Source organism: Georgenia sp. Marseille-Q6866, assembly GCF_965111665.1.
This window is the reverse complement of sequence record NZ_CBCOOR010000002.1, coordinates 87,419-107,741: the sequence shown is the minus strand read 5'-3', so window position 1 is coordinate 107,741 and position 20,323 is coordinate 87,419. Positions and strand designations below refer to the sequence as shown.

Genomic DNA, 20,323 nt, shown 5'->3' with positions numbered 1-20,323 from the left:
CACCGGTCAGCCTGGGAACAGGTCGCGAGCCGGACGCCCCGGAGCCGCCGGGGCGCTCGCGACAGCAGGAGGACACCATGCCCACGCAGACCCGTCGCGGCACCGCCCAGCGGATCGCGCTCGCGCTCGCCGGCGTCGTCGCCACCCTCGCGGCGTGCGGGACCGCGCCCGAGGCCGCGCCCCCGCCCCCGGAGCAGCCGGAGGCGGTCGCGGCCCCGCTCGAGCGCTCCGACGTCGACGCCTGGCTCGACGAGACCCTTCCCGCCGCCCTCGAGGAGGGCCGCATCGCCGGCGCGACCGTCGCCGTCGTGCACGACGGTGAGATCCTCACCGCCCGCGGCTTCGGGGAGGCGGACGTCTCGGCCGGGACGCCGGTGGACCCGGACCGCACCCTGTTCCGGGTCGGCTCGGTGTCCAAGCTCTTCACGGCGACGGCGGTCATGCAGCTCGTCGAGAACGGCGAGCTGGACCTGGATACCGACGTCGAGCAGTACACCGGCCTGGACCTCGGCCTGGAGCACCCCGTCACGCTGCGGCACCTGCTCACGCACACGGCCGGCTTCGAGGAGCGCATCGCCGGGCTCATCGGCACGGACACGACGCCGGACCTGCGCGACTCCCTCGTCACCGCCCCGCCGGAGCAGGTCTTCGAGCCCGGCACGACGCCGGCGTACTCGAACTACGGCAACGCCCTCGCCGGGTACGTCGTCGAGGCGGTCAGCGGCGTGCCCTTCGAGGAGTACGTCGCGACGCACGTGCTCGAGCCGGCCGGCATGACATCCTCGTCCTTCGCGCAGCCGCTGCCCGACCACCTCGCCGGCGACGTCGCCCTCGGGTACCCGACGTCCGACGAGGACCCGCTGCCCTTCGAGGTCGTCGGCCAGCCGCCGGCGGGGGCGCTGAGCGCGACGGCCACCGACATGGCGCGGTTCATGCTCGCGAACCTCGGTCAGCACGAGGGCGAGGAGATCCTCTCCCGCGCCACGCGCGAGCTCATGACGGAGCCGGCGCTGGACGCCGACACCCTCGGCATCCTCGGGGAGGGGCCGCGGATGGGGCTGGGCTGGTTCGACGAGTCGCGCCACGGCCACCGGGTGGTGGGCCACGGCGGTGACACGACCGCCTTCCACTCCCACCTCCAGCTGTGGCCCGACGACGGCACCGGCCTGTACCTCTCCTTCAACAGCACGGGAGCCGACGGCGCTGCGTACCTGCTGCGCGAGGAGCTGCTCGAGGACTTCGCCGACCGGTACTACCCCGGGGAGGTCCCGGCGAGCACCGTGGCGGCCGACGTCCGCCAGGAGCACGCCGAGGTGCTGGCCGGCTCCTACGAGAGCACGCGAGGCTTCTCCTCGACCTTCCTCACGGCCATGGGCCCGCTGCAGCCCACCCGCGCCGAGGTGGTCGACGGTGACCGGGTGCGCTTCACCCCCGGGCCCGGACAGCTGGACGCGGCCGAGTACACGGAGATCAAGCCGTGGGTGTACCAGCAGGTGGGCGGGGACCGCGTGCTCACCGTGCGGACCGACGACGCCGGGCGCGTCGAGCTGATCGGGCACGACTCGGCGATGTCGATGGTGCCGGTGACCGCCGCGCGGTCCGCCGCCCTCCCGGCGCTCGCGGGCGGCGCCGTCGTGCTCCTGCTCACGGCCCTCGCGTGGCCGGTGGGTGCCGTGGTGCGGAAGGTCCGGGCGCGTCGCTCCGCCGTCGGCACGGACGTCCCGGGACCGCGCGAGGCCGCGGGCGCGCCGGCTCCGGTCCTGCTGCCGCGCCGGCTCAGCCGCATCGCGGCCGTCGTCGCGGTCGTGGCGCTGGCCGGGTGGGTGGCCGTCGTGCTCGGTGTCATGAGCCTCCAGCCGGTACCGGTCGTGCTCATCCGGGCCGTCCAGGTGCTCACCGCCGTCGGCGTGCTCGGTGTGCTGGCAGCGGGGTGGCGCGTCGTGGCCGAGCTGCGGGCGCGCACCGGGTGGTTCCGCGTCGGGGCGGCGAGCGTCCTGCTCCTCGCCTTCGCCGCGACGTCGATGGCGGTGAACCAGCTCCTGCTGCTCTCCCCCGACATCACGTACTGAGCGGTGGGCGTGGGAGGCTTGGCCACCATGGACACCACCCCGGTCACGAGCACCGGGACCTGGTGGGACACCCGGCTGTCGCGGCTCGGTCTGCACGGGCCGCTGGCGCGGGACGCGGCCTTCGCCGTCGTCCTGGCTGTGCTCATGCTGCTCGGTGTCGTCGCGACGCTGGAGGTCGTGCCGGCGCAGGACGTGCCGCCGGCGGAGGTGGTGCGGTGGCTGCTCGTCCTCGTCGTCGTCCAGTCCTTGGCCCTGTCGTTCCGGCGGGTGGCCCTCGCCGCGTCCCTCGTGGCGGTGGTCGCGACCCAGCTCGCGCTCGTCGCCCTGTCCCCGGAGCTGTCGCTACGGGCCGTCGCGGCGTTCGTCGTCGCCGCCACCGTCGGCACCCGGCTGCCGGCCCGCCGCGCACTCAGCGTGGCGGGCGGGGCGGCTCTCGTCGAGGGCCTGGGCGGCGCCGTCGTCACCGTGGTCCGCGGCGCGGGCGCGGACGCCGTCGTCCAGCACGTCTCCTCCGCGCTGCTGGTGTGGGGCGCGTCCGTGCTGGCGGGCCTGTACCTCGCGGCACGCCGTGAGCAGCTGTGGCTCCTCCAGGAGAGGGCCGCCCGGCTGGAGCGGGAGCGCGACGCCCGGGTGGAGAGCGCGATCGCGGACGAGCGTGCCCGGCTCGCCCGGGAGCTGCACGACGTCGCTGCTCACCACCTGTCCGGGATGGTGGTCCAGGCGGCCGCCGTCGAGCGCCTCGTCGACCGCGACCCTCAGGCGGCGCGGGAGGGAGCCGCGTGGTTGCGCCACCAGGGCCGCGAGACGCTCGACAGCCTCCGCCAGATGGTCGGGCTGCTGCGCGGCAACGAGGGCGACCCCCTCAGCCCGGTCCCCGGTGTGGGCGCCCTGGAGGATCTCGTGAGGGCCGCGCGCGAGCTGGGTGACGACGTCCGGGTCGAGGAGGTGGGCACGCCGACGCCGCTGCCCCCGCTCGCCGACGTCTCAGTCTACCGGGTGGCGCAGCAGGCGCTGACGAACGCGCGGCAGCACGCGCCGGGCGGACCCGTGGAGGTGCGGGTGGTGCACGAGCCGGCCGGCGTGGCCCTCGAGGTCGACAACGGCCCAGCCGCGCCCGGGCGCACGCCGGCGGAGGGCGACCGCGGCGGCACCGGCCTGGCCGTCATGCGGGAACGTGCGGCGCTGGTGGGCGGCAGCCTCGAGGCGGGGCCGACGGACGACGGCGGGTGGCGCGTGCGGCTGCACGTCCCCGCCACGGACAGTGAGGGAGAACGATGATCAGGGTCGCGCTGGTGGACGACCAGCTCGTGGTGCGCGCGGGGTTCCGCGTGCTTCTCGAGGACGCCGGCGACATCGAGATCGTCGGTGAGGCGTCGAGCGGCCCCGAGGCGGTGACGATGGTGCGCCGCACCCGTCCCGACGTCGTGTGCATGGACGTGCGGATGCCGGGCGGGGACGGCCTCGCCGCGACGCGGCAGATCGTCGCCGAGCGCGACGGCGACCTGCCCTCCGTCCTCGTCATGACGACCTTCAACCTCGACGAGTACGTCTTCGGTGCCCTGGAGGCCGGTGCGAGCGGCTTCGTCCTCAAGGACTCCGACCCCGACGACGTCGCGGACGCGATCCGCCGGCTCTCGCGGGGCGAGGGGATGATCGACCAGACGGTGACCCGCCGCGTCATCTCCGAGTTCGCCCGCCGCCGGCCGGCCCCCGACCCCGACGAGGCGGCCGGCGTCCTCACCCCGCGGGAACGGGACATCATCCGGCTGCTGGCGGAGGGAATGTCGAACGTCGAGATCGCCGCGGCGCTCTACGTCGAGCCGTCCACCGTGAAGTCCCACCTCGGCCGCGCGATGACGAAGCTCGGTACCCGCGACCGGCTGCAGACGGCGGTGTGGGCCTACCGGAGCGGCGTGGCGGGGGCCTAGCGTGGCGGCCCCCTACCGGCCCACCGCCGACAGCGCCAGGCCGGTGTCCGCGTCGAAGAGGTGGGCACGGTCCAGGTCGACGGTGACGGACATGCGCTGGCCGGGCGTGCCGGTGACGGTCGGCCGTGCCTTGACCTTGAGCATCTCCTTGCCAACCTTGACGTCGACCACGGTGCGGTCACCGAGCGGCTCGAGTCCGTAGAGCTCACCGCCGAGCGCCGCGTCACCGCGCGACTCGACCGACAGGTCCTCGGCGCGCACGCCGAGCAGCAGCGGTCGGCCGTCCTCCGCCGTCGTCCACCGCGGCCGTGGCAGCGTCCAGCCCTCCGCACCGACGAGCCGGTCCCCCTGCGCGTGGCAGGCGAGCAGGCTGATGCGCGGGCTCCCGACGAAGGCGGCGACCCACTGGTTCGCCGGGCGGTCGTACACCTCCGTCGGGGTCCCGACCTGCTGCACCGTGCCCTCGCGGAGCACCGCGACCTGGTCGGCCATGGACAGCGCCTCGACCTGGTCGTTGGTGACGTAGACGAAGGTCCCGCCGAGGCTGCGGTGGATCCGGGTGAGCTCGGTGCGCATCTCGACCCGGAGCTTGAGGTCGAGGTTCGTCAGGGGCTCGTCCATGAGGAACGCGCGCGGGTTGCGGACCAGCGCCCGGGCCAGGGCGACGCGCTGCATCTCTCCGCCCGAGAGCTGGCCGGGCTTCCGCTTGAGGAGCCGCTCGATGTGCAGGAGTCCGGAGACCTCCGTGACCGCGGTGGCGATCTCGTCCGCCGAGGCGCTGCGGGCGCGCAGTGGCGAGGCGATGTTCTCGAAGACCGTCTTGCGCGGGTAGAGGGCGTAGCTCTGGAACACCATCGCCAGGTCGCGCGCGGCCGGGGTGTCACCGGTCGCGTCCCTCCCGTCGAGGTGCACCGAGCCGGCGTCGAGCTTCTCCAGCCCCGCGATCGCCCGCAGCGTCGTCGTCTTGCCCGCACCGGAGGGGCCGAGCACGACGAAGAAGGAGCCGTCGGGCACCTCCAGCGTCACGTCGTCGAGCGCCTGCACCTCTCCGAAGGCCTTGCGCAGCCCGTAGGCAGCAACCGTTCCCATCAGGCCACCAGCTCTTCCGTGCTCGAGTCGTAGACCGGCGGGGTCCCGCCGGTGTGCCGCAGGCCCACCGGGGCCTCGGCCGCGAAGCGGGTGGTCGGGGGCATCCGGACGCGGATGTCCCTGTCCCCGCTCGCGACGACGTAGATGATCTCGTCGCCCAGGACCTCGACCGACACCACGCGTCCCGGGACCGTCCCGTCCTCCCCGGCCGGGGTGACCTCCAGCGCCTCGGGCCGCACGCCGGCCACGAGCGGGCGGTCGCGCCGCAGCCCGGGCGGTGGGGCGAGCGCGAGACCACCGGGGGTCCGCAGCGCACCGTCCGCCACCTCGACCTCGAAGAGGTTCATCGGCGGGGAGCCGATGAAGGCGGCGCAGAACAGGCTGGCCGGACGGTCGTAGACCTCCAGCGGCGTCCCGACCTGCTCCACCCGACCCTTGTTGAGGATGGCGATGCGGTGCCCGAGCGACATCGCCTCGACCTGGTCGTGCGTGACGTAGACCATCGTCGTGCCGAGCTGGGCCTGCAGGTGCTTGATCTCGGTCCGCGTCTCGGCGCGCAGCTCGGCGTCGAGGTTGGTGAGCGGCTCGTCCATGAGGAAGGCGCGCGGGCGCCGCACGAGGGCGCGGGCCAGGGCGACCCGCTGCTGCTCACCGCCGGAGAGCCGGTGCGGCTTGCGGTCCAGGAGCGGGCCGAGGTGCATCATCCGGGCGGCCTCGTCGACCCGCTCGCGGATCTCCGCCTTGGGCATGCCCTCGGCACGCAGGGGGAAGGCGAGGTTGTCCCGCGTTTTGAGGTGCGGGTAGAGGGCGTAGAACTGGAACACCATGGCGATGTCCCGCTCGGCGGGCGGCAGGTCGTTGACCAGCGTGTCGCCGATGTGGATGTCGCCGGACGTCTGGCGCTCCAGCCCCGCCATGGCTCGCAGCGTCGTCGTCTTGCCGCAGCCCGACGGGCCGAGCATGACGAACAGCTCGCCGTCACCGATGGACAGGTCGACGTGCTCGACCGCCACGGTCCCGTCCGGGTACCGCTTGTGCAGGGAGGTGACCTCGATGCCCGCCATCAGCGCCGCACCGCCCCGAGGGTCACACCGGCGACGAGGTGCTTGCGCACCAGGTAGGCGAAGATGAGGACCGGCAGCGCGAAGACGACCGCCGACGCGGCGACCAGGCCCCAGTTCACCGTCGTGCCTCCGATGAGGCCGGCGATGGCCGGTGGGGCCGTCCGCACCTCCTGGCTGGACGTGAGGAAGATGGCATAGACGAACTCGTTCCAGGAGAAGATGAGCGCGAACACCGCCGTCGCGGCGATGCCCGGGATGAGCAGGGGCAGGGTGAACTTCCGGAAGGCCTGCAGCCGGGTGTAGCCGTCGAGCATCGCGGCGTCCTCGTACTCCGAGGGCACCTCGTCCACGAAGCCCTTCATCATCCAGATCGTGAACGGCAGGTTGAACGCCGTGTAGACGAGGACGAGACCGAGCTTCGTGTCGATGAGCCCGAGCTCGCGGTACATGAGGAAGATCGGGATGACGACGACGACGGGCGGCATGAACCGGGTGGACAGGATGAAGAAGAGCTGGTCCTTCTTCGCCTTGAGCGTGAAGCGCGAGTAGGCCCACGCCGCGGGGACCCCGAGCAGGGTCGCCAGTGCGGTCGAGCTCCCGGCCACGATGACCGAGTTGAGGAAGGACCCGGACAGGTCCGAGCGGCCTCCGCCGGTTGCGACGAAGACGTCCTTGTAGTGCTGCAGGGTGACGTCGAAGCCGAAGAACTTCGCCGGCACGGCGTAGATGTCCTGGCCCGTCTTGATGGAGGTCTGGAGCATCCACACGACCGGGAAGAGCAGGGAGCCGATGAGCACGGCCAGGAGCACGATCTCGATCGCGGACCGGACCCTGCCGGTGCTCCCGCGGCGGGCGCGGGCCGAGCTGCGGGTGACGGGCCCGGGGACGGCGTCGTCGACGGAGATGGCCATCAGCCCTCCTTGAGCTTGTTGAGGTAGCGCAGGTAGAGCTGCGCCAGCACGATGACGACGATGACCATGAGGATCCCGTAGGCCGAGGCGGTCCCGGTGCGGAACCCGAGGAACGCGACCTTGTAGACGTGGAAGGACAACGTCTCGGTGGAGACCCCTGGTCCGCCGCTCGTGAGGACGTAGACGAGGTCGAACTGGCGGAAGGCCTCGATCGCACGGAACATCACCGCGATGAGGAGCAGGGGCCACACCATCGGCAGGGTGATGTTGCGGAACCGGAACCACTCCGAGGCGCGGTCGATGGACGCGGCCTCGTAGAGGTACTTCGGCACCGCCGTGAGCCCGGCGAGCGCGATGAGCATGATGAACGGCGTCCACTGCCAGGTGTCGACGAGGATGAGGGAGAACAGCGCCGTCCGCTGCTGGGTCAGCCACTCCACCGGCTCGAGGCCGAGCGAGACGAGCATGCTGTTGACCACCCCGAACTGCGCGTCGAGCATGAAGCGCCAGAACAGACCGACGACCACGGGCGAGAGCATCATCGGGATGAGGAACAGCGTGGTGAGCAGCCCGCGCCCGCGTGTCCGGCGCGAGATGAGGTAGGCGATGGAGAAGCCCAGCACGGTCTGCAGGATCACCGCACCGGCCACGAAGAGCGCCGTCGTCACCGCTCGCGTGTGGACCTCCGACGACGTGAGGACGTCGGCGTAGTTCTCGAACCCGACGAAGTCGCCGGGCACGCTGCTCGTGGCTGAGTAGTCCGTGAAGGACAGGTACAGCGCCCACAGCAGCGGGAAGACGGACATCCCGAGCAGCAGCAGCATCGCCGGGGAGATGAAGGCCAGCGCGAGTCCGCGGTCACGCAGGCGGGGGGCCCGACCCGGTGCAGGAGGCAGGGACGCTGCCTCCTGCACCGGGGCGTCGGCCGACGTCGTCGTGCTCATGTCAGAGCCCGCCGTCGCCGTCCAGCACGGCCTGCTGCTCCCGGGCGATGTCGTTCAGCGCCGTCTCCGGGTCCTTGGCGCCGTTGAGGGCCGCGTTGACGTTGGTGTTCTCGATGTCGATGAGGCGGGCGTACTCGGGCACGTTCCACATGTCGCGCTGGCGCGAGACGGAGTCGGCGTAGACCTGGTTGAACGGTCCGGCCTCGAGGAACTCGGGGGACTCCAGGGCGTCGGTGCGCGACGGCACGCCGCCGGCCTCGGCCCACTTCTTCTGGATGTCCTCCTGCTCGAACCACCGCATGAAGTTCAGCGCCTCGGCCACCCGCTCGTCGGGGGCGTAGGCCGAGATGTGCATCCCCATGCCGCCGAGGGGGACGAGGTCCGTGTCCTGCGTCGGCAGCGTGGCGAACCCGAGCTTCTCGAGGATCTCCTCGCGCGTCTCGCCGAGCACCGTCTGCGCCGGGTCCAGCAGACCACCGCTCGCGGCGATCCAGTTGAACGCGATGCACGCGGTCCCCTGGGCGACGGCCGCGTTGACCTCGTCGATGAACCAGTTGCCGGAGCCCGGTGCGGTGAGCGGCTTCATGTCGTTGACGAGGATGTCCATCGCCCGCTGGCCGGCCTCGTCGTTGATGACGCCCTCGATCTGGCCCTCCGCGCGGTTCCAGAGGTTGCCGCCGTACAGGGCGTTGACGGTGTTGTAGGTGACCGCCGCGGCGTCGGAGCCGTTGGCCTGGTGGAAGGCGAGCCCGCTGACGCCGGGGTTGTCCTCCTGGCACTGCCGGGCGACCTCGATCATCTCGTCCCAGGTCTCGGGGGGCTCGTCGCCGATGAGGTCCTTGCGGTAGATCATCGTCCAGGTGTCACCGAGCAGCGGCAGCCCGTACATGCTGGCGTTCTCGTCACGCTGCCCCGTCTCGGCCTGGGGGTACTGGCCGTAGGCGGCCAGGAGGTAGGGGTCGTAGGCGTCGGTCTCGATGTTCTCGTTGATGAAGTCGGTGATGTCGAGGATGCTGCCGTTCGTCACGGCCTCGCCGATGTGCTGCGAGTCGAGGACCGCGATGTCGAAGTCGGTCTGCCGCGCGGCGAACTGCGTGAACATCGCGTCGTGCCAGTTCGCGTTCGGCACGGTGTTGACGTTGATCGTCACGTTCGGGCGCTCCTTGGTGTACTCCGCGTTCGCGAAGTCCTCGAGCAGCTGGGCGGGGGGCCAGTCGAACCAGATGAAGCTGAGGTCCAGTGGCTCGTCGGTGAGCTCGGGGATCGTCGCGGGCGCTGCCGGGCCGGCGGCGTCCCCGTTCCCGTCGTCCGCGTCGGCGTCGTTGTCGCCGCCACCGCCGCAGGCCGCCAGCGTGAGGACGACCAGCGTGGTCGCCGCCGCCGCCCTCACCGTGCGGCCCTGGCGAGAGCTCCGTCGGTCTCGCTGTGCGTTGCTCATCAGTTCTCCTGCTTCCTGCATCGGGATGGTTGGGATCCGTTGCTGCTGTGGCGGCGTCACCAGGACGTCGCGATGTACTGGGTCTCCATGAACTCGAGGAGTCCCTCGGTGCTCCCCTCGCGTCCCAAGCCGCTCTGCTTGGTGCCGCCGAAGGGCGCGGCGGGGTCGGAGACGAGCCCGCGGTTGAGGCCGACCATGCCGCTGTCGATGCCTTCTGCGAGGCGCAGACCACGGCCGAGGTCCCCGGTGTAGAGGTAGCTGACGAGGCCGTACTCGCTGTCGTTGACCATCGCCAGCATCTCCTCCTCCTGCTCGAAGCGGACCACCGGGGCCACCGGCCCGAAGATCTCCTCGTGCAGGACGCCGGCGTCCGGCGGTACGTCGACGAGCACCGTCGGGGGGTAGAAGCAGCCCGAACCGTCGGGCCGTGTGCCGCCCAGCACGGCGCGAGCGCCACGGGCGAGTGCGTCCTGCACGAGCTCGTCGACCTTCCGGGCGGCGTCCTCGTTGATGAGCGGCCCGCACTCGGTGCTCTCCTCGGAGCCCGGCCCGACCCTGAGCGCGGCCATCCGGGCGACGAGGCCGTCCACGAAGGCGTCGTGGACGGCGCCCTGCACGAAGAAGCGGTTGGCGGCGGTGCAGGCCTGGCCCCCGTTGCGCATCTTGGCGACCATCGCGCCCTCGACCGCCGCGTCGAGGTCGGCGTCGGCGAGGACGACGAAGGGGGCGTTGCCGCCGAGCTCCATCCCGCACTTGAGGACCTGGTCTGCGGCGGTGCGGAGCAGACGGCGGCCCACCTCCGTCGAGCCGGTGAACGAGAGCATGCGCGTCCGGGGGTCGGTGAGCATCGTGCCGACGACGGGGCCGGGCTGGGTGGTCGTGACGACGTTGAGCACACCGGCCGGCAGCCCGGCCTCCTGCAGCAGGGCTGCGACAGCAAGGGCCGTCAGCGGGGTCTCGGTGGCCGGCTTGAGGATCGCGGTGCACCCGGCGGCCAGGGCCGGCGCGATCTTCCGGGTGGCCATGGCCGCGGGGAAGTTCCACGGGGTGATGAGCACGCTGATGCCCACGGGCTGGTGCGTGACGACGAGCCGGTTGGCCCCGCTCGGTGAGCGGCCCACCTGGCCGCGCAGCCGCACGCCCTCCTCCGCGTACCAGCGGAAGAACTCGGCGGCGTAGGTCACCTCGGACCGTGCGTCCGTCAGGGACTTGCCGTTCTCGAGGCTGATGAGCAGGGCGAGCTCCTCGCTCCGCTCGTGCATGAGGGTGAAGGCCCGCAGCAGCAGCTCGGCCCGGGCGCGGGGCGCCGTGGCCGCCCACCCGGCCGCCGCGGCAGCCGCGGCGTCCACCGCCGCCTCGGCGTCGGGGATCCGGGCGTCGGCGACCGAGGCGAGCACCGTACCCGAGGCGGGGTCCCGGACGTCGATCCGTCCGCCGTCGGCGCCGCCGCGCCACGTGCCGGCCACCAGGAGGTCGGTCGGGACGTCGAGGGCGTCGAGGACGGGGCGCATGGACTCGTGCATCGTGATGCTCATCGGGCACCTGCTGTCGTGGTGAGGCCCGGCGAGGCCGAGGCTGGAGTGGTGGTCTCTCGGAGGGCGGCGCGGTCGCCGGTGTACGCGGCGCGGACGATCCGCTCCAGGGCGTCGACGTCGAGCGGCCGCGGGTTGTTCGCGACGAGCCGCGCGGCGCCCAGCGCCTGCTCGGCCGTCCAGCGGAGCCGGTCGGCTGGCAGACCGAGGTCCGCGAGGGTGGCTGGGATCCCCACCGAGGCGAGCAGGGCCGCGACCCTGTCGATCGCCTCGTCGGCGAGGTCCTCGTCCGAGGCGTCCGCGGACGCGCCCATCGCCACGGCGACGGCGGCGAGCTCGGTGACCCGCGTGGGACGGTTGAACTCCATGACGTAGGGCAGCAGGACGCCGACCCCGATCCCGTGCGGGGTGTGGGTGAGGGCGCCGACCGGGTACTGGAGCGCATGCGCCGCCGCCGTGCCGGACGTGCCAAGGGCGAAGCCGCCCGCGGTGGCCCCGAGCATCATCGCCTCGCGCGCACCCATGTCGCTCGGGTCCGACCAGGCGCGATGCAGGCTGCTCGCGACCTGCCGGACGGCCATCAGCGCGTAGGAGTCCGTCAGCTCGTTCTTGCCGACGAAGACGCGCTCGGTCACCAGCTCGGTGGTCACCGGACGGCGCACCGCGGTGAAGGCCTCGATGCCGTGCGCCAGGGCGTCAGCACCCGCACTCGCCGTGAGGGCCGGCGGACAGCCGAGTGTGAGCTCCGGGTCGCACACGGCCGTGTGGGGAATGAGGTGCGGGCTGGAGATCCCCACCTTGCTCACGCGCTCGGGATCGGTGAGGACGGCCACGGGCGTCACCTCCGACCCGGTCCCGGCGGTGGTCGGCAGCGCCACGACCGGTATCACCGGACCGGGGACACGCAGCTCGCCGTAGTAGTCCGACGGCTCACCACCGTGCGTGAGGACCACGGCCACCGCCTTGGCGAGGTCGATGCAGCTGCCACCGCCCATCCCGACGATGACGTCCGGGGCGGCGTACCGCACGAGCTCGGCACATTGGCTCACCTGGTGCACCGGCACGTCCGGCAGCACCTCGTCGAACACCGTCACCTGGACCCCGGCGCTCTCGAGCAGCCCGACCAGCTCGGCGAACTCCGCCGTCGCACCGAAGCGGGCGTCGGTGCAGACGAGGGCGCGGGAGCCGAGAGCGGCGGTCAGCGCGCCCAGGGCGTGCCGCTGCCCGGCGCCGAACACCACGTGTCGAGGCCCTCGCAGGACACCGAGCATGCTCATGGAGACTCCAGGGATAGATTCTGGGAGGAGAGAGCCAGCGGGACCGGTACGCGACGATGCGGGAGGAAGAGCCGCTGTGCTTTTCCTATACGATCTGATTGCCGAGATCATGGAGCAGCGAAGCAGTCGCTGTCAACCATGCTCCCCAACGAGGTGGAAAGGGGCACACCCCTGTGGACGACGAAGCGACGGTCGGACGGGACCGCGGGTTCAGTGGCGCGCAGCTGAACGGACGCCCCCGCGGACGACTTGCCGACGAGGTGTACGACACGCTGCTGCGTCAGCTCATGTCGTCGCGCATCGTGCCGGACTCCCGCGTGACGATCGACGCCCTGGCGCGCGAGCTCGGGGTCTCACAGACGCCGATCCGCGATGCGCTCAACCGCATGGAGGCCGACGGGCTGGTCGTCCGGGTGCCTCACGCCGGCTACCGGATCCCGCCCCAGATCACCCGTGAGCGCTTCGACGACATGCTCGAGATCCGCCTGCTCCTGGAGCCGGCAGCAGCCCGCCGAGCGGCCGAACGGGCGACCGCCTCGCAGGTCGCGGAGCTGCGCGGGCTGCTCGAGGAGATGTCGCAGCTGGAGGAGGGCGACGGGCCGCAGGCGTACGGCGCCTTCGGTCTGCGGGACGCGGCCTTCCACGACCTCGTCGCGAAGAGCGGCGGGAACCGGCTGGTCCGCGAGGCGCTCGCCCGGCTGCACACGCACGTGCACCTGTTCCGGCTGCTCTACGACACCCAGGTCACCAACCTCGCGATGAGCGAGCACGACGAGATCCTCGCCGCGATCGCGGCGCGAGACCCTGACCAGGCCGCCTATGCCATGCGCCGGCACATCCTGCTCTCGGGCGACCGGTTCCGTCACCTCTTCGACGACGCCCGGCCCGCGGACACGTCCTCCACAGGGGGTCTTGACTGACAGGATGACGACGCGCGATCCTTACGCATCGGATCCGATCGGATCGGATCCGGGCTGCTCGACCACTCGGCCGAGCACCACCCCACACCCAACGTTGAGTGCGAGGAGAACCAAGGTGCCCAGAGCGTTGCTCCTGACCGGCGATGCCGCCGAGGAGCTGGACACGATGTACCCCTACTACCGGATACAGGAGGGCGGATGGGACGTCGACGTCGCGAACAAGTCGATGCGTGACGTCCAGCTCGTCATCCACGAGTTCGACCCGGGCTGCGACGCGTACGTCGAGAAGCCCGGCCGCAAGCTGCCGGTCGACGTGCTGTGGGAGGACGTCGACGTCGATCTCTACGACGGCCTCATCATCCCCGGGGGCCGCGCTCCCGGGTGGATCCGGGTGGACGACCACGTGCGGCGCATCACCGAGCACTTCTTCGCGCGCAATCTGCCGATCGCGCTCGTGTGCCACGGCGCGCAGGTGCCGGCGGACTACGGGCTGCTCAAGGGCCGCAGGACCGCGTGCTTCCCTCCCATCACCCGCGACATGGAGCATGCCGGCGCGACGGTCGTCGACGCGCCCGACGTCGTCGACGGCAACCTCGTCTCGTGCCGGGGCTGGCCGGACATGCCGCAGTTCGGCCGGGCGATGATGGAGCTCTTCTCGAACTCTCTCGTCAACGCCTGATGGACGCGACCGCCGGCGACCGGTGATGGACGAGCGCACCGTCGTCGTCGACGGCTCGCCCGTCCACGTCGTCCAGGGCGGCACCGGACCCGCGGTGCTCCTCCTGCACGGCTCCGGACCCGGGACCACCGGGTCCGGAGCCTGGGCGGCGACCATCGAGGCGCTCGGGGAGTCGTGGCACCTTGTGGCTCCCGACCATGCGGGCTTCGGCCCTACTCCCCTGCCGCCGGGCTCCCGCGGCGGGCTGCGGGTGTGGACCGAGCAGGCCGCTGGACTAATGGACGCCCTCGGGCACCGCTCGTACGCCGTCGTCGGCCACTCCATGGGCGGTGCGGTTGCCCTGGCGCTGGCGGCCACGCGCCCCGAGCAGGTCACCCACGTCGTGCCGGTGTCCACCATGGGAGCGCCGGGGGCACCGCTGTCGGCCGAGCTCGACGCGGTGTGGGCCGCCCCCGCCACCGAGGAGGGCGCGCGCGACATGCTGAGCCGCCTCCTGCTGGACCAGGCGCTCGTCACGGAGCAGGCGGTCGCGGCCCGCACCGCGGCGATGCAGGCCGGCCAGGCTGCCTTCGCGACGATCTTCCCGCCGCCCCGGGCCCGGTGGTCCCAGGACCTCACCCTGTCGGAGCAGACGCTTGCGGCCGTCGGCGCGCCGGTGCTGCTCGTCCACGGTGCTCAGGACCATGTCACGCCACTCCGGCAGGCGGCCCTGCCCCTGCTCGACCACCTCGCCGACGTGCGCCTGCACGTCCTCGGGCGGTGCGGGCACGCGCCGGCGGTCGAGCACCCGCGTGAGTTCCACCGCCTGCTGTCGGACTTCCTCTCGCACCATTGATGGGCGTGCCCGCGTACCGGAGACACAGTGGGCAGCACCAAGTCCGAGGCCTGCGGTGCGCCTCGGTGGCTCACGTGTCCAGAGGAGTCATGAAACCGGTGGTCTCGCCGATACTCCGGTCATGGACGCGCGAACACGGCTGATCGGCCCTCCCCCGCTGGAAGTTCGTCTCGTGGGAGTCGGCGGGCTGTGCGTGTTTGCCGTGATCGCGACGCTCGTGTCACTGACGGACTCGATCGATGGTGGCGGCCGGTCCTTCCTGCTCTGGGGCACCAGCCTCACGACCTGGGTCTGGCTCCACCTGCTGATTGCGACCTCGCACATCGCGGTTCGCGACCGCGACCTCGTCTTCGTCGACGTCATCATCGAGCGGGCCGTACCTGCCGCCGAGGTTCTAGGAGCCTACGGCGACGATGGTGTCGGGGTGGAGCTGCGTCGGGGCGGCAGTATCGGATCTGCGGCGTACGGCTCGTCGCTGCCTCAGGCCCTGCGTCCCTACCGTCGGTATCTGGACCTGGCGGATGCCATAGACGCCTGGGTCCACGCCACGTCCGCGGTGCCCACGCCGCGCCGGCGTAGATCCAGAGTCGTGCGCTGGCAGCTGCGCCGTTCGGCCTGTCACATTCTCGTCGTATCGGCCGCGGGCAGCTATCTGTGGATGCTTCTTCTGTGGCTGTTTGCCGACGTGCTTCGACCCCTGGTCGGCATACGCGGTTGAGTGTCCCGAGCGCCCAGCGACACAGTCATCGTGCGGACTGAATGGGACGTTTGCCAGGGCGGGTCAGGAGTCCGTGACTCGAAGCCGCTGACCGCGAATCAGGCACCCGGTCGATGCCCGAGCTGATTCCGAATAGCAGAAGAGGCTCGACCGGAACCTCCCGATCAAGCCTCTGACCTGCTCAATTCTGTCGGGCTGACAGGATTTGAACCTGCGACCCCTTGACCCCCAGTCAAGTGCGCTACCAAGCTGCGCCACAGCCCGTCTGGCTCGCGAACGAACCTAGAGAAGGTTACCCCAGAGACGCGGCCGAACCGAAACTGCGACAGGCCACTGTGCGCGGCGTCACGTCCACCGGCTCAGTGGGCGGCGCCCTGCCCCGTCTGCTCCAGACGCACCTTCTCGGCCTGGACGACGCCCAGCCCGAGCAGGGCGATCGCCATGACGGCCGTCGCGGGCCACGGATCGATCCGGTAGAGCCCCACCACGGTGACGAGCAGCTGCAGAGTGAAGCCACGCCGCAGCCACTGGAACGCGTCGTAGCGGTCCCGGCCCAGGAGCGTCCACGCGCGCGCCGCCACCGCGACGACCAGCACCGACGACGCGGCCGCCGCCCACAGGGACCAGCTCGGTGCGCCGTGGTCGGCGGTGAGGATGACGACCACGCCCCCACCCACGGCGAGGACGAGGAACGCACCCGCGACCGCCGTCGTCCACGAGCCGCGCACGACGCCGCGGAGCAGTCCGCGGATCTTGCGGGCGACCAGCTCGATCGGGTCGGGGAACTCGCTGTGGTCCTCGGGGACGGCAGCGAGCAGCGCCTCGACCTCGGCCTCCCCGCGGCCACCGCTCCCCTGCCGCAGCAGCTCGCGCGCCACCTGCCGGCGCTGCGGGCTCAGCCCACCCGCCAGCCCGGCGACGGCGTGGTCCGCCGCGGCGGCGAGCTGTTCGCTCGGGTGCGGCGGGCGGCGCCCGTGGAGCACGTCGGCGAGGACGATGAGCACGACGAGCGTGACGTACATAATCATCGGCGCCGGCTGGAAGAAGTAGTCGTTGTCGTTGGTGAGGAACTTACCCACCTCGTCGATGAACAGGCCGAAGCCGATGCCACCGAGGAAGGCCGCCGGCGGCCGGATGACCGGCCCCGCGAACGACAGCGCGAGCACCATGGCCAGCGCCATGAACAGCCCGCCCCACAGCACGTGCGCCACGTGCAGCGTCTCCCCACCGACCTGCGGGAAGCCGGTGAGCTGGAGAAGGCCGCGGGTGACGACGATCGTCACCACCGTCGTCAGGACGAAGCCGAGGACGTGCTCACCGGCGCGCGGGTCCCGGGGCAGTCCCCACCGCAGGAGGACGTGCCGGCGGGACACCGCGCCGTCGGGCATCAGCGGCGGCGCTTCTCGCGGACGCGCACGCTGATCTCGATCGGCGTGCCGACGAAGCCGAAGTTCTCGCGCAGCTTGCGCTCGATGAAGCGGCGGTAGCCGTGCTCGATGAACCCGGTCGCGAAGATGACGAAGCGCGGCGGGCGGCTGTCGGCCTGCGTCGCGAAGAGGATGCGCGGCTGCTTACCCCCGCGCACCGGGTGCGGGTTCGCGGCGGTGAGCTCACCGAGGAAGGAGTTGAGCTTGCCGGTGGAGATGCGGGTGTCCCAGCCGCCCAGCGCGGTGTCGAGCGCCTTGACGAGGCGGTCGACGTGCCAGCGGGTCTTGGCGGAGATGTTGACGCGCGGCGCCCACTGGATCTGGACGAGGTCCTGCTCGACCGCGCGCTCCAGGAGGTGGCGCTGGTCGTCGTCCATGAGGTCCCACTTGTTGTAGGCGATGACGAGCGCGCGCCCGGCGTCGATGACCTGCTGGATGACGCGGGTGTCCTGCTCGGTCAGCGGGACCGAGGAGTCGATGAGGACGACGGCGACCTCCGCCTTCTCCAGCGCGGCCTGCGTGCGCAGGGAGGCGTAGAAGTCCGCGCCCTTGGTCTGGTGGACGCGACGGCGGATGCCGGCGGTGTCGACGAGCCACCATGGCCGGTCGCCCAGGAGGACGAGCTCGTCGACCGGGTCGCGCGTGGTGCCGGCGACGGAGTCGACGACGACGCGGTCCCGCCCGGCGATGGCGTTGAGGAGGCTGGACTTGCCGACGTTCGGGCGCCCGACGAGCGCCACGCGGCGCGGCCCGCCCTCGGGGAGCGGCGAGGCGACGCCGGAGACCTCGGGCAGCACGGCCATAGCGGCGTCGAGCACGTCGCCCGAGCCGCGCCCGTGGAGCGCAGACACCGACCACGGCTGGCCCAGGCCCAGGGACCACAGCGCGGAGGCGTCGGACTCCTGGACCGGGGAGTCGACCTTGTTCGCGACGAGAACGACCGGCTTGCCGGACTTCCGCAGCATCCGGACGACCTGCTCGTCGGTGCTCGTGGGGCCGACGGTCGCGTCGACGATGAACATCACGGCGTCGGCCATCGCGATGGCGACCTCGGCCTGCTCGGCGACGCGCGCGTTGAGACCGGCGGCGTCGTGCTCCCAGCCGCCGGTGTCGACGAGCATGAAACGGCGCCCGGCCCACTCGGCGGGGTAGCTGACGCGGTCGCGGGTGACACCCGGGACGTCCTGGACCACGGCCTCGCGGCGGCCGAGGACACGGTTGACGAGCGTCGACTTGCCGACGTTCGGGCGGCCGACGACGGCGAGCACCGGCAGCGGCGCCTCCGGTCCGTCCTCGGCGGGGGCGCCGTCGGCGGACGCGAGAAGGGCGGCGTCCTCCTCGTCCAGCACGTAGTCGGACAGGCCGGCGCGCAGGGCCGCGGCGCGCTGCTCGTCGTCGGCCGGGGTGGTCGGGAAGTCCTCGGTGTCACTCACGCCCGCCATTGTCGCGTGTCGGGGGTGCTCCACGCTAACCGCCGCGCGTGGGACGTTTCCCTCAGGTGAGCCCGGCGTCGTGCACGCAGAGCGCGATCTGCACCCGGTTGCCCGCCTCGAGCTTGGTGAACAGGCGCCCGATGTGCGTCTTGACGGTCGCCAGGCCGAGGTACAGCTCGGCGGCGATCTCGGCGTTGGACAGCCCTCGTCCGATGGCGACAGCCACCTCCCGTTCCCGGTCGGTGAGCCGGGAAACCCGCTCGCGGGCCTGCTTCTCGCGGGTGTCGTCGGGGGTGCGGGTGGCCGCCGTGATGACCTGGGCGGTGACGCTCGGGGAGAGCATCGGCTCCCCACGGGCGACCCGGACGACGGCGTCGACGAGCTGGGCGGGCGGGGTGTCCTTGAGGAGGAAGCCGGCCGCACCGTGACGCAGGGCCGTGAGCACCATCTCGTCGGTGTCGAAGGTCGTGAGGACGATGACGCGCGCACTGGAGCCACGCTCGGTGAGCCGACGAGTCGCCGCGAGCCCGTCCAGGCCGGGCATCCGGATGTCCATGAGGACGACGTCGGGCCGCTCCCGCTCGACGACGGTGAGCCCTTCGTGCCCGTCGCCTGCCTCGCCCACGAGCTCGACGACGTCGCTCCCGCCGAGCATGAGCCGCAGGCCGGTGCGGACCAGGGCGTCGTCGTCGACGACGACGACGCGCACGCGCGACGCGCTCACCGGCTCTCCTCCCACGGCAGCCAGCATCGCACGGTGAAGGAGCCGTCCGGCCCGGCGACGTGCTCGAGCACTCCCCCGGCCAGCTCGACCCGCTCGGCCAGGCCGACGAGCCCGAAACCGCTCCCGGGCGCCGCCGGGAGCTGCCGGCCCCAGGCCGGCGGGCCGTTGTGGACCTCGATGGTGAGCAGCCCGCCCGCGCCGCCGGCGAGGTGGACGACGACGTCGCTCCCCGGGGCGTGCTTGCACGCGTTGGTCAGCGCCTCCTGGACGACGCGGTAGGCGGTGCGTGAGGTGGTCGCCGGGAGGTCGGCGACGGCGCGCAGGTCCCCACCGGGCAGGCCGCTCGGGTCCAGCGCCGCCTCCACCTGGACGCGGGCGCCGTCGACGAGCTCACGCACCTGGGTGAGGAGCGGTTGCGGCGGCTCGGCCGGGGCGCCGTCGACGCTGACCTCCCCACCGTCGGCGCGCAGCACGCCGAGCACCTCGCGCAGTTCGGTGAGGGCGAGGTGCGCGCTGCTCTGGATGACCCCGGCAGCCTCCGCGGTCTCCTCCGGGGAGAGGTCGGTGCGGTAGGCCAGGGCCCCGGCGTGCATCGCCACGAGGGAGATCCGGTGGGCCAGGACGTCGTGCATCTCGCGGGCGATCCGCGTGCGCTCCGCCTCCCGGGCGGCGTCCGCCTTGAGGACCTGCTCCCGCTCGGCCGTCTCCGCGCGTACCCGGAGCGTGACGAGCAGCTCGCGGCGGGCACCGATGTAGTAGCCGGTGGCCGCGCACGTGGCGGCCATGGCGATCGCGAAGCCTCCGGACAGGGTGGCGTAACCGGTGGGCATGGCCTCGTCGAGGATGGCCGGGCGCCACAGCAGCTCGTAGACGACGGTCGACCACGCCCACGTCACCATGACCGGGACCACCCACTGCCACCGCCGCCAGGTCGAGACGGACACAGCCGCGACAGCCGCGGCTCCCAGTGACGCCGCGGACACCATCCCGCACAGTCCGGTGAGGACCGCGGTGAGGACGGGGTGGCGGCGCCGGAGCGGCAGCGGGCACAGCGCGACGACGCCGAGCACGCCGTCGAGCAGCAGGGCCGCGCCGACGCGGCCCACGACGGCGTCGGACGAGTCGGCCTCGGCGACCGCGATGAAGTCGACGGAGACGGCGATCCACAGCACCATCCCCGTACCGGCCGCCGCGAGGTAGCGCCAGATCCGCGACCAGGGGCGCAACGGCGGGGGCCCGACAGGGCGCTCGGGAGCCTGCGGGGGCGCCCACCGCACGGGGGCGGCCGGCGGAGAGAGGGCCACGGGGTGCATGCCTCCCAGCCTAAGGACGCCG

Annotated in this window: 18 protein-coding genes and 1 tRNA gene; 7 read left to right on the top strand and 12 right to left on the bottom strand. The window is 72.1% G+C overall.

The genetic code is table 11. The features are described 5' to 3' along the window. The first annotated feature begins 77 nt into the window (after positions 1-77). The 3 genes from ACWPXV_RS02405 to ACWPXV_RS02395 are packed head-to-tail and all read left to right on the top strand — an operon-like array spanning position 78 to position 3,997. A complete protein-coding gene (locus tag ACWPXV_RS02405; protein ID WP_454083724.1) occupies positions 78-2,069 on the top strand; it encodes a serine hydrolase domain-containing protein in 1,992 nt (663 codons plus the stop codon). A 27-nt stretch (positions 2,070-2,096) separates the two neighbouring features. Continuing rightward, positions 2,097-3,347, top strand: a complete 1,251-nt coding sequence (locus tag ACWPXV_RS02400; RefSeq protein WP_454083723.1) for a sensor histidine kinase — start codon at positions 2,097-2,099, stop codon at positions 3,345-3,347. Continuing rightward, positions 3,344-3,997, top strand: coding sequence for a response regulator (locus ACWPXV_RS02395; protein WP_454083722.1), 654 nt, complete (start codon positions 3,344-3,346; stop codon positions 3,995-3,997). Before ACWPXV_RS02400 ends, ACWPXV_RS02395 begins: the two co-directional genes overlap by 4 nt. 12 nt (positions 3,998-4,009) lie before the next feature. Here the strand turns inward: ACWPXV_RS02395 and ACWPXV_RS02390 are convergent, their stop codons facing one another. The 7 genes from ACWPXV_RS02390 to ACWPXV_RS02360 are packed head-to-tail and all read right to left on the bottom strand — an operon-like array spanning position 4,010 to position 12,252. Beyond that, positions 4,010-5,086, bottom strand: coding sequence for an ABC transporter ATP-binding protein (locus tag ACWPXV_RS02390; RefSeq protein ID WP_454083721.1), 1,077 nt, complete (start codon positions 5,084-5,086; stop codon positions 4,010-4,012). Next, a complete protein-coding gene (locus tag ACWPXV_RS02385) occupies positions 5,086-6,150 on the bottom strand; it encodes an ABC transporter ATP-binding protein (RefSeq protein WP_454083720.1) in 1,065 nt (354 codons plus the stop codon). The genes ACWPXV_RS02390 and ACWPXV_RS02385 overlap by 1 nt, the downstream gene beginning before the upstream one ends. Then, positions 6,150-7,061, bottom strand: coding sequence for a carbohydrate ABC transporter permease (locus ACWPXV_RS02380; protein WP_454083719.1), 912 nt, complete (start codon positions 7,059-7,061; stop codon positions 6,150-6,152). The genes ACWPXV_RS02385 and ACWPXV_RS02380 overlap by 1 nt, the downstream gene beginning before the upstream one ends. After that, the gene (locus ACWPXV_RS02375) at positions 7,061-8,005 is read right to left on the bottom strand and encodes a carbohydrate ABC transporter permease (protein WP_454083718.1); all 945 of its coding nucleotides are present in this window, start codon (positions 8,003-8,005) and stop codon (positions 7,061-7,063) included. Before ACWPXV_RS02375 ends, ACWPXV_RS02380 begins: the two co-directional genes overlap by 1 nt. Position 8,006: 1 nt before the next feature. Further along, on the bottom strand, positions 8,007-9,443 hold the full coding sequence (locus ACWPXV_RS02370) for an extracellular solute-binding protein (protein ID WP_454083717.1): 1,437 nt from the start codon (positions 9,441-9,443) through the stop codon (positions 8,007-8,009). A gap of 56 nt (positions 9,444-9,499) precedes the next feature. Beyond that, complete coding sequence (locus tag ACWPXV_RS02365; RefSeq protein ID WP_454083716.1) at positions 9,500-10,978, bottom strand: NAD-dependent succinate-semialdehyde dehydrogenase; 1,479 nt, start codon at positions 10,976-10,978, stop codon at positions 9,500-9,502. Beyond that, complete coding sequence (locus ACWPXV_RS02360; RefSeq protein ID WP_454083715.1) at positions 10,975-12,252, bottom strand: iron-containing alcohol dehydrogenase; 1,278 nt, start codon at positions 12,250-12,252, stop codon at positions 10,975-10,977. Before ACWPXV_RS02360 ends, ACWPXV_RS02365 begins: the two co-directional genes overlap by 4 nt. Positions 12,253-12,425: 173 nt before the next feature. Here ACWPXV_RS02360 and ACWPXV_RS02355 point away from each other — a divergent pair, with 173 nt between their 5' ends. From ACWPXV_RS02355 to ACWPXV_RS02340, 4 genes are all read left to right on the top strand, one after another. After that, a complete protein-coding gene (locus ACWPXV_RS02355; RefSeq protein WP_454083714.1) occupies positions 12,426-13,172 on the top strand; it encodes a GntR family transcriptional regulator in 747 nt (248 codons plus the stop codon). Positions 13,173-13,287: 115 nt separating this feature from the next. Then, positions 13,288-13,851, top strand: coding sequence for a DJ-1/PfpI family protein (locus tag ACWPXV_RS02350; protein WP_454083713.1), 564 nt, complete (start codon positions 13,288-13,290; stop codon positions 13,849-13,851). Positions 13,852-13,876: 25 nt separating this feature from the next. Beyond that, positions 13,877-14,686, top strand: coding sequence for an alpha/beta fold hydrolase (locus ACWPXV_RS02345; protein WP_454083712.1), 810 nt, complete (start codon positions 13,877-13,879; stop codon positions 14,684-14,686). A 121-nt stretch (positions 14,687-14,807) separates the two neighbouring features. Then, positions 14,808-15,404 carry a hypothetical protein gene (locus ACWPXV_RS02340; RefSeq protein ID WP_454083711.1) on the top strand — a complete coding sequence of 199 codons (597 nt, stop codon included), beginning with the start codon at positions 14,808-14,810 and terminating at the stop codon, positions 15,402-15,404. A 190-nt stretch (positions 15,405-15,594) separates the two neighbouring features. Here the strand turns inward: ACWPXV_RS02340 and ACWPXV_RS02335 are convergent. The 5 genes from ACWPXV_RS02335 to ACWPXV_RS02315 form a co-directional block, all read right to left on the bottom strand. Further along, positions 15,595-15,668 (bottom strand) — tRNA-Pro (locus ACWPXV_RS02335). 95 nt (positions 15,669-15,763) lie between these two features. After that, positions 15,764-16,792: a hypothetical protein gene (locus ACWPXV_RS02330; RefSeq protein ID WP_454083710.1), complete on the bottom strand. Its 1,029-nt coding sequence runs from the start codon at positions 16,790-16,792 to the stop codon at positions 15,764-15,766. After that, on the bottom strand, positions 16,792-18,273 hold the full coding sequence (gene der, locus ACWPXV_RS02325) for a ribosome biogenesis GTPase Der (RefSeq protein WP_454083888.1): 1,482 nt from the start codon (positions 18,271-18,273) through the stop codon (positions 16,792-16,794). Before der ends, ACWPXV_RS02330 begins: the two co-directional genes overlap by 1 nt. A 52-nt stretch (positions 18,274-18,325) precedes the next feature. Then, positions 18,326-19,015, bottom strand: a complete 690-nt coding sequence (locus ACWPXV_RS02320; RefSeq protein ID WP_454083709.1) for a response regulator — start codon at positions 19,013-19,015, stop codon at positions 18,326-18,328. Then, entirely contained in the window at positions 18,985-20,301 is a 1,317-nt protein-coding gene (locus ACWPXV_RS02315) for a sensor histidine kinase (protein WP_454083708.1), read from the bottom strand. Before ACWPXV_RS02315 ends, ACWPXV_RS02320 begins: the two co-directional genes overlap by 31 nt. Positions 20,302-20,323: the final 22 nt, after the last annotated feature.

Coding starts and splice junctions, on each gene's coding strand:
- ACWPXV_RS02330 (WP_454083710.1), bottom strand. CDS start 16,792: ATGCCCGACGGCGCGGTGTCCCGCCGGCACGTCCTCCTGCGGTGGGGA.
- ACWPXV_RS02405 (WP_454083724.1), top strand. CDS start 78: ATGCCCACGCAGACCCGTCGCGGCACCGCCCAGCGGATCGCGCTCGCG.
- ACWPXV_RS02360 (WP_454083715.1), bottom strand. CDS start 12,252: ATGAGCATGCTCGGTGTCCTGCGAGGGCCTCGACACGTGGTGTTCGGC.
- der (WP_454083888.1), bottom strand. CDS start 18,273: ATGGCGGGCGTGAGTGACACCGAGGACTTCCCGACCACCCCGGCCGAC.
- ACWPXV_RS02380 (WP_454083719.1), bottom strand. CDS start 7,061: ATGGCCATCTCCGTCGACGACGCCGTCCCCGGGCCCGTCACCCGCAGC.
- ACWPXV_RS02315 (WP_454083708.1), bottom strand. CDS start 20,301: ATGCACCCCGTGGCCCTCTCTCCGCCGGCCGCCCCCGTGCGGTGGGCG.
- ACWPXV_RS02370 (WP_454083717.1), bottom strand. CDS start 9,443: ATGAGCAACGCACAGCGAGACCGACGGAGCTCTCGCCAGGGCCGCACG.
- ACWPXV_RS02395 (WP_454083722.1), top strand. CDS start 3,344: ATGATCAGGGTCGCGCTGGTGGACGACCAGCTCGTGGTGCGCGCGGGG.
- ACWPXV_RS02340 (WP_454083711.1), top strand. CDS start 14,808: ATGGACGCGCGAACACGGCTGATCGGCCCTCCCCCGCTGGAAGTTCGT.
- ACWPXV_RS02400 (WP_454083723.1), top strand. CDS start 2,097: ATGGACACCACCCCGGTCACGAGCACCGGGACCTGGTGGGACACCCGG.
- ACWPXV_RS02320 (WP_454083709.1), bottom strand. CDS start 19,015: ATGCTGGCTGCCGTGGGAGGAGAGCCGGTGAGCGCGTCGCGCGTGCGC.
- ACWPXV_RS02385 (WP_454083720.1), bottom strand. CDS start 6,150: ATGGCGGGCATCGAGGTCACCTCCCTGCACAAGCGGTACCCGGACGGG.
- ACWPXV_RS02375 (WP_454083718.1), bottom strand. CDS start 8,005: ATGAGCACGACGACGTCGGCCGACGCCCCGGTGCAGGAGGCAGCGTCC.
- ACWPXV_RS02390 (WP_454083721.1), bottom strand. CDS start 5,086: ATGGGAACGGTTGCTGCCTACGGGCTGCGCAAGGCCTTCGGAGAGGTG.
- ACWPXV_RS02345 (WP_454083712.1), top strand. CDS start 13,877: ATGGACGAGCGCACCGTCGTCGTCGACGGCTCGCCCGTCCACGTCGTC.
- ACWPXV_RS02365 (WP_454083716.1), bottom strand. CDS start 10,978: ATGAGCATCACGATGCACGAGTCCATGCGCCCCGTCCTCGACGCCCTC.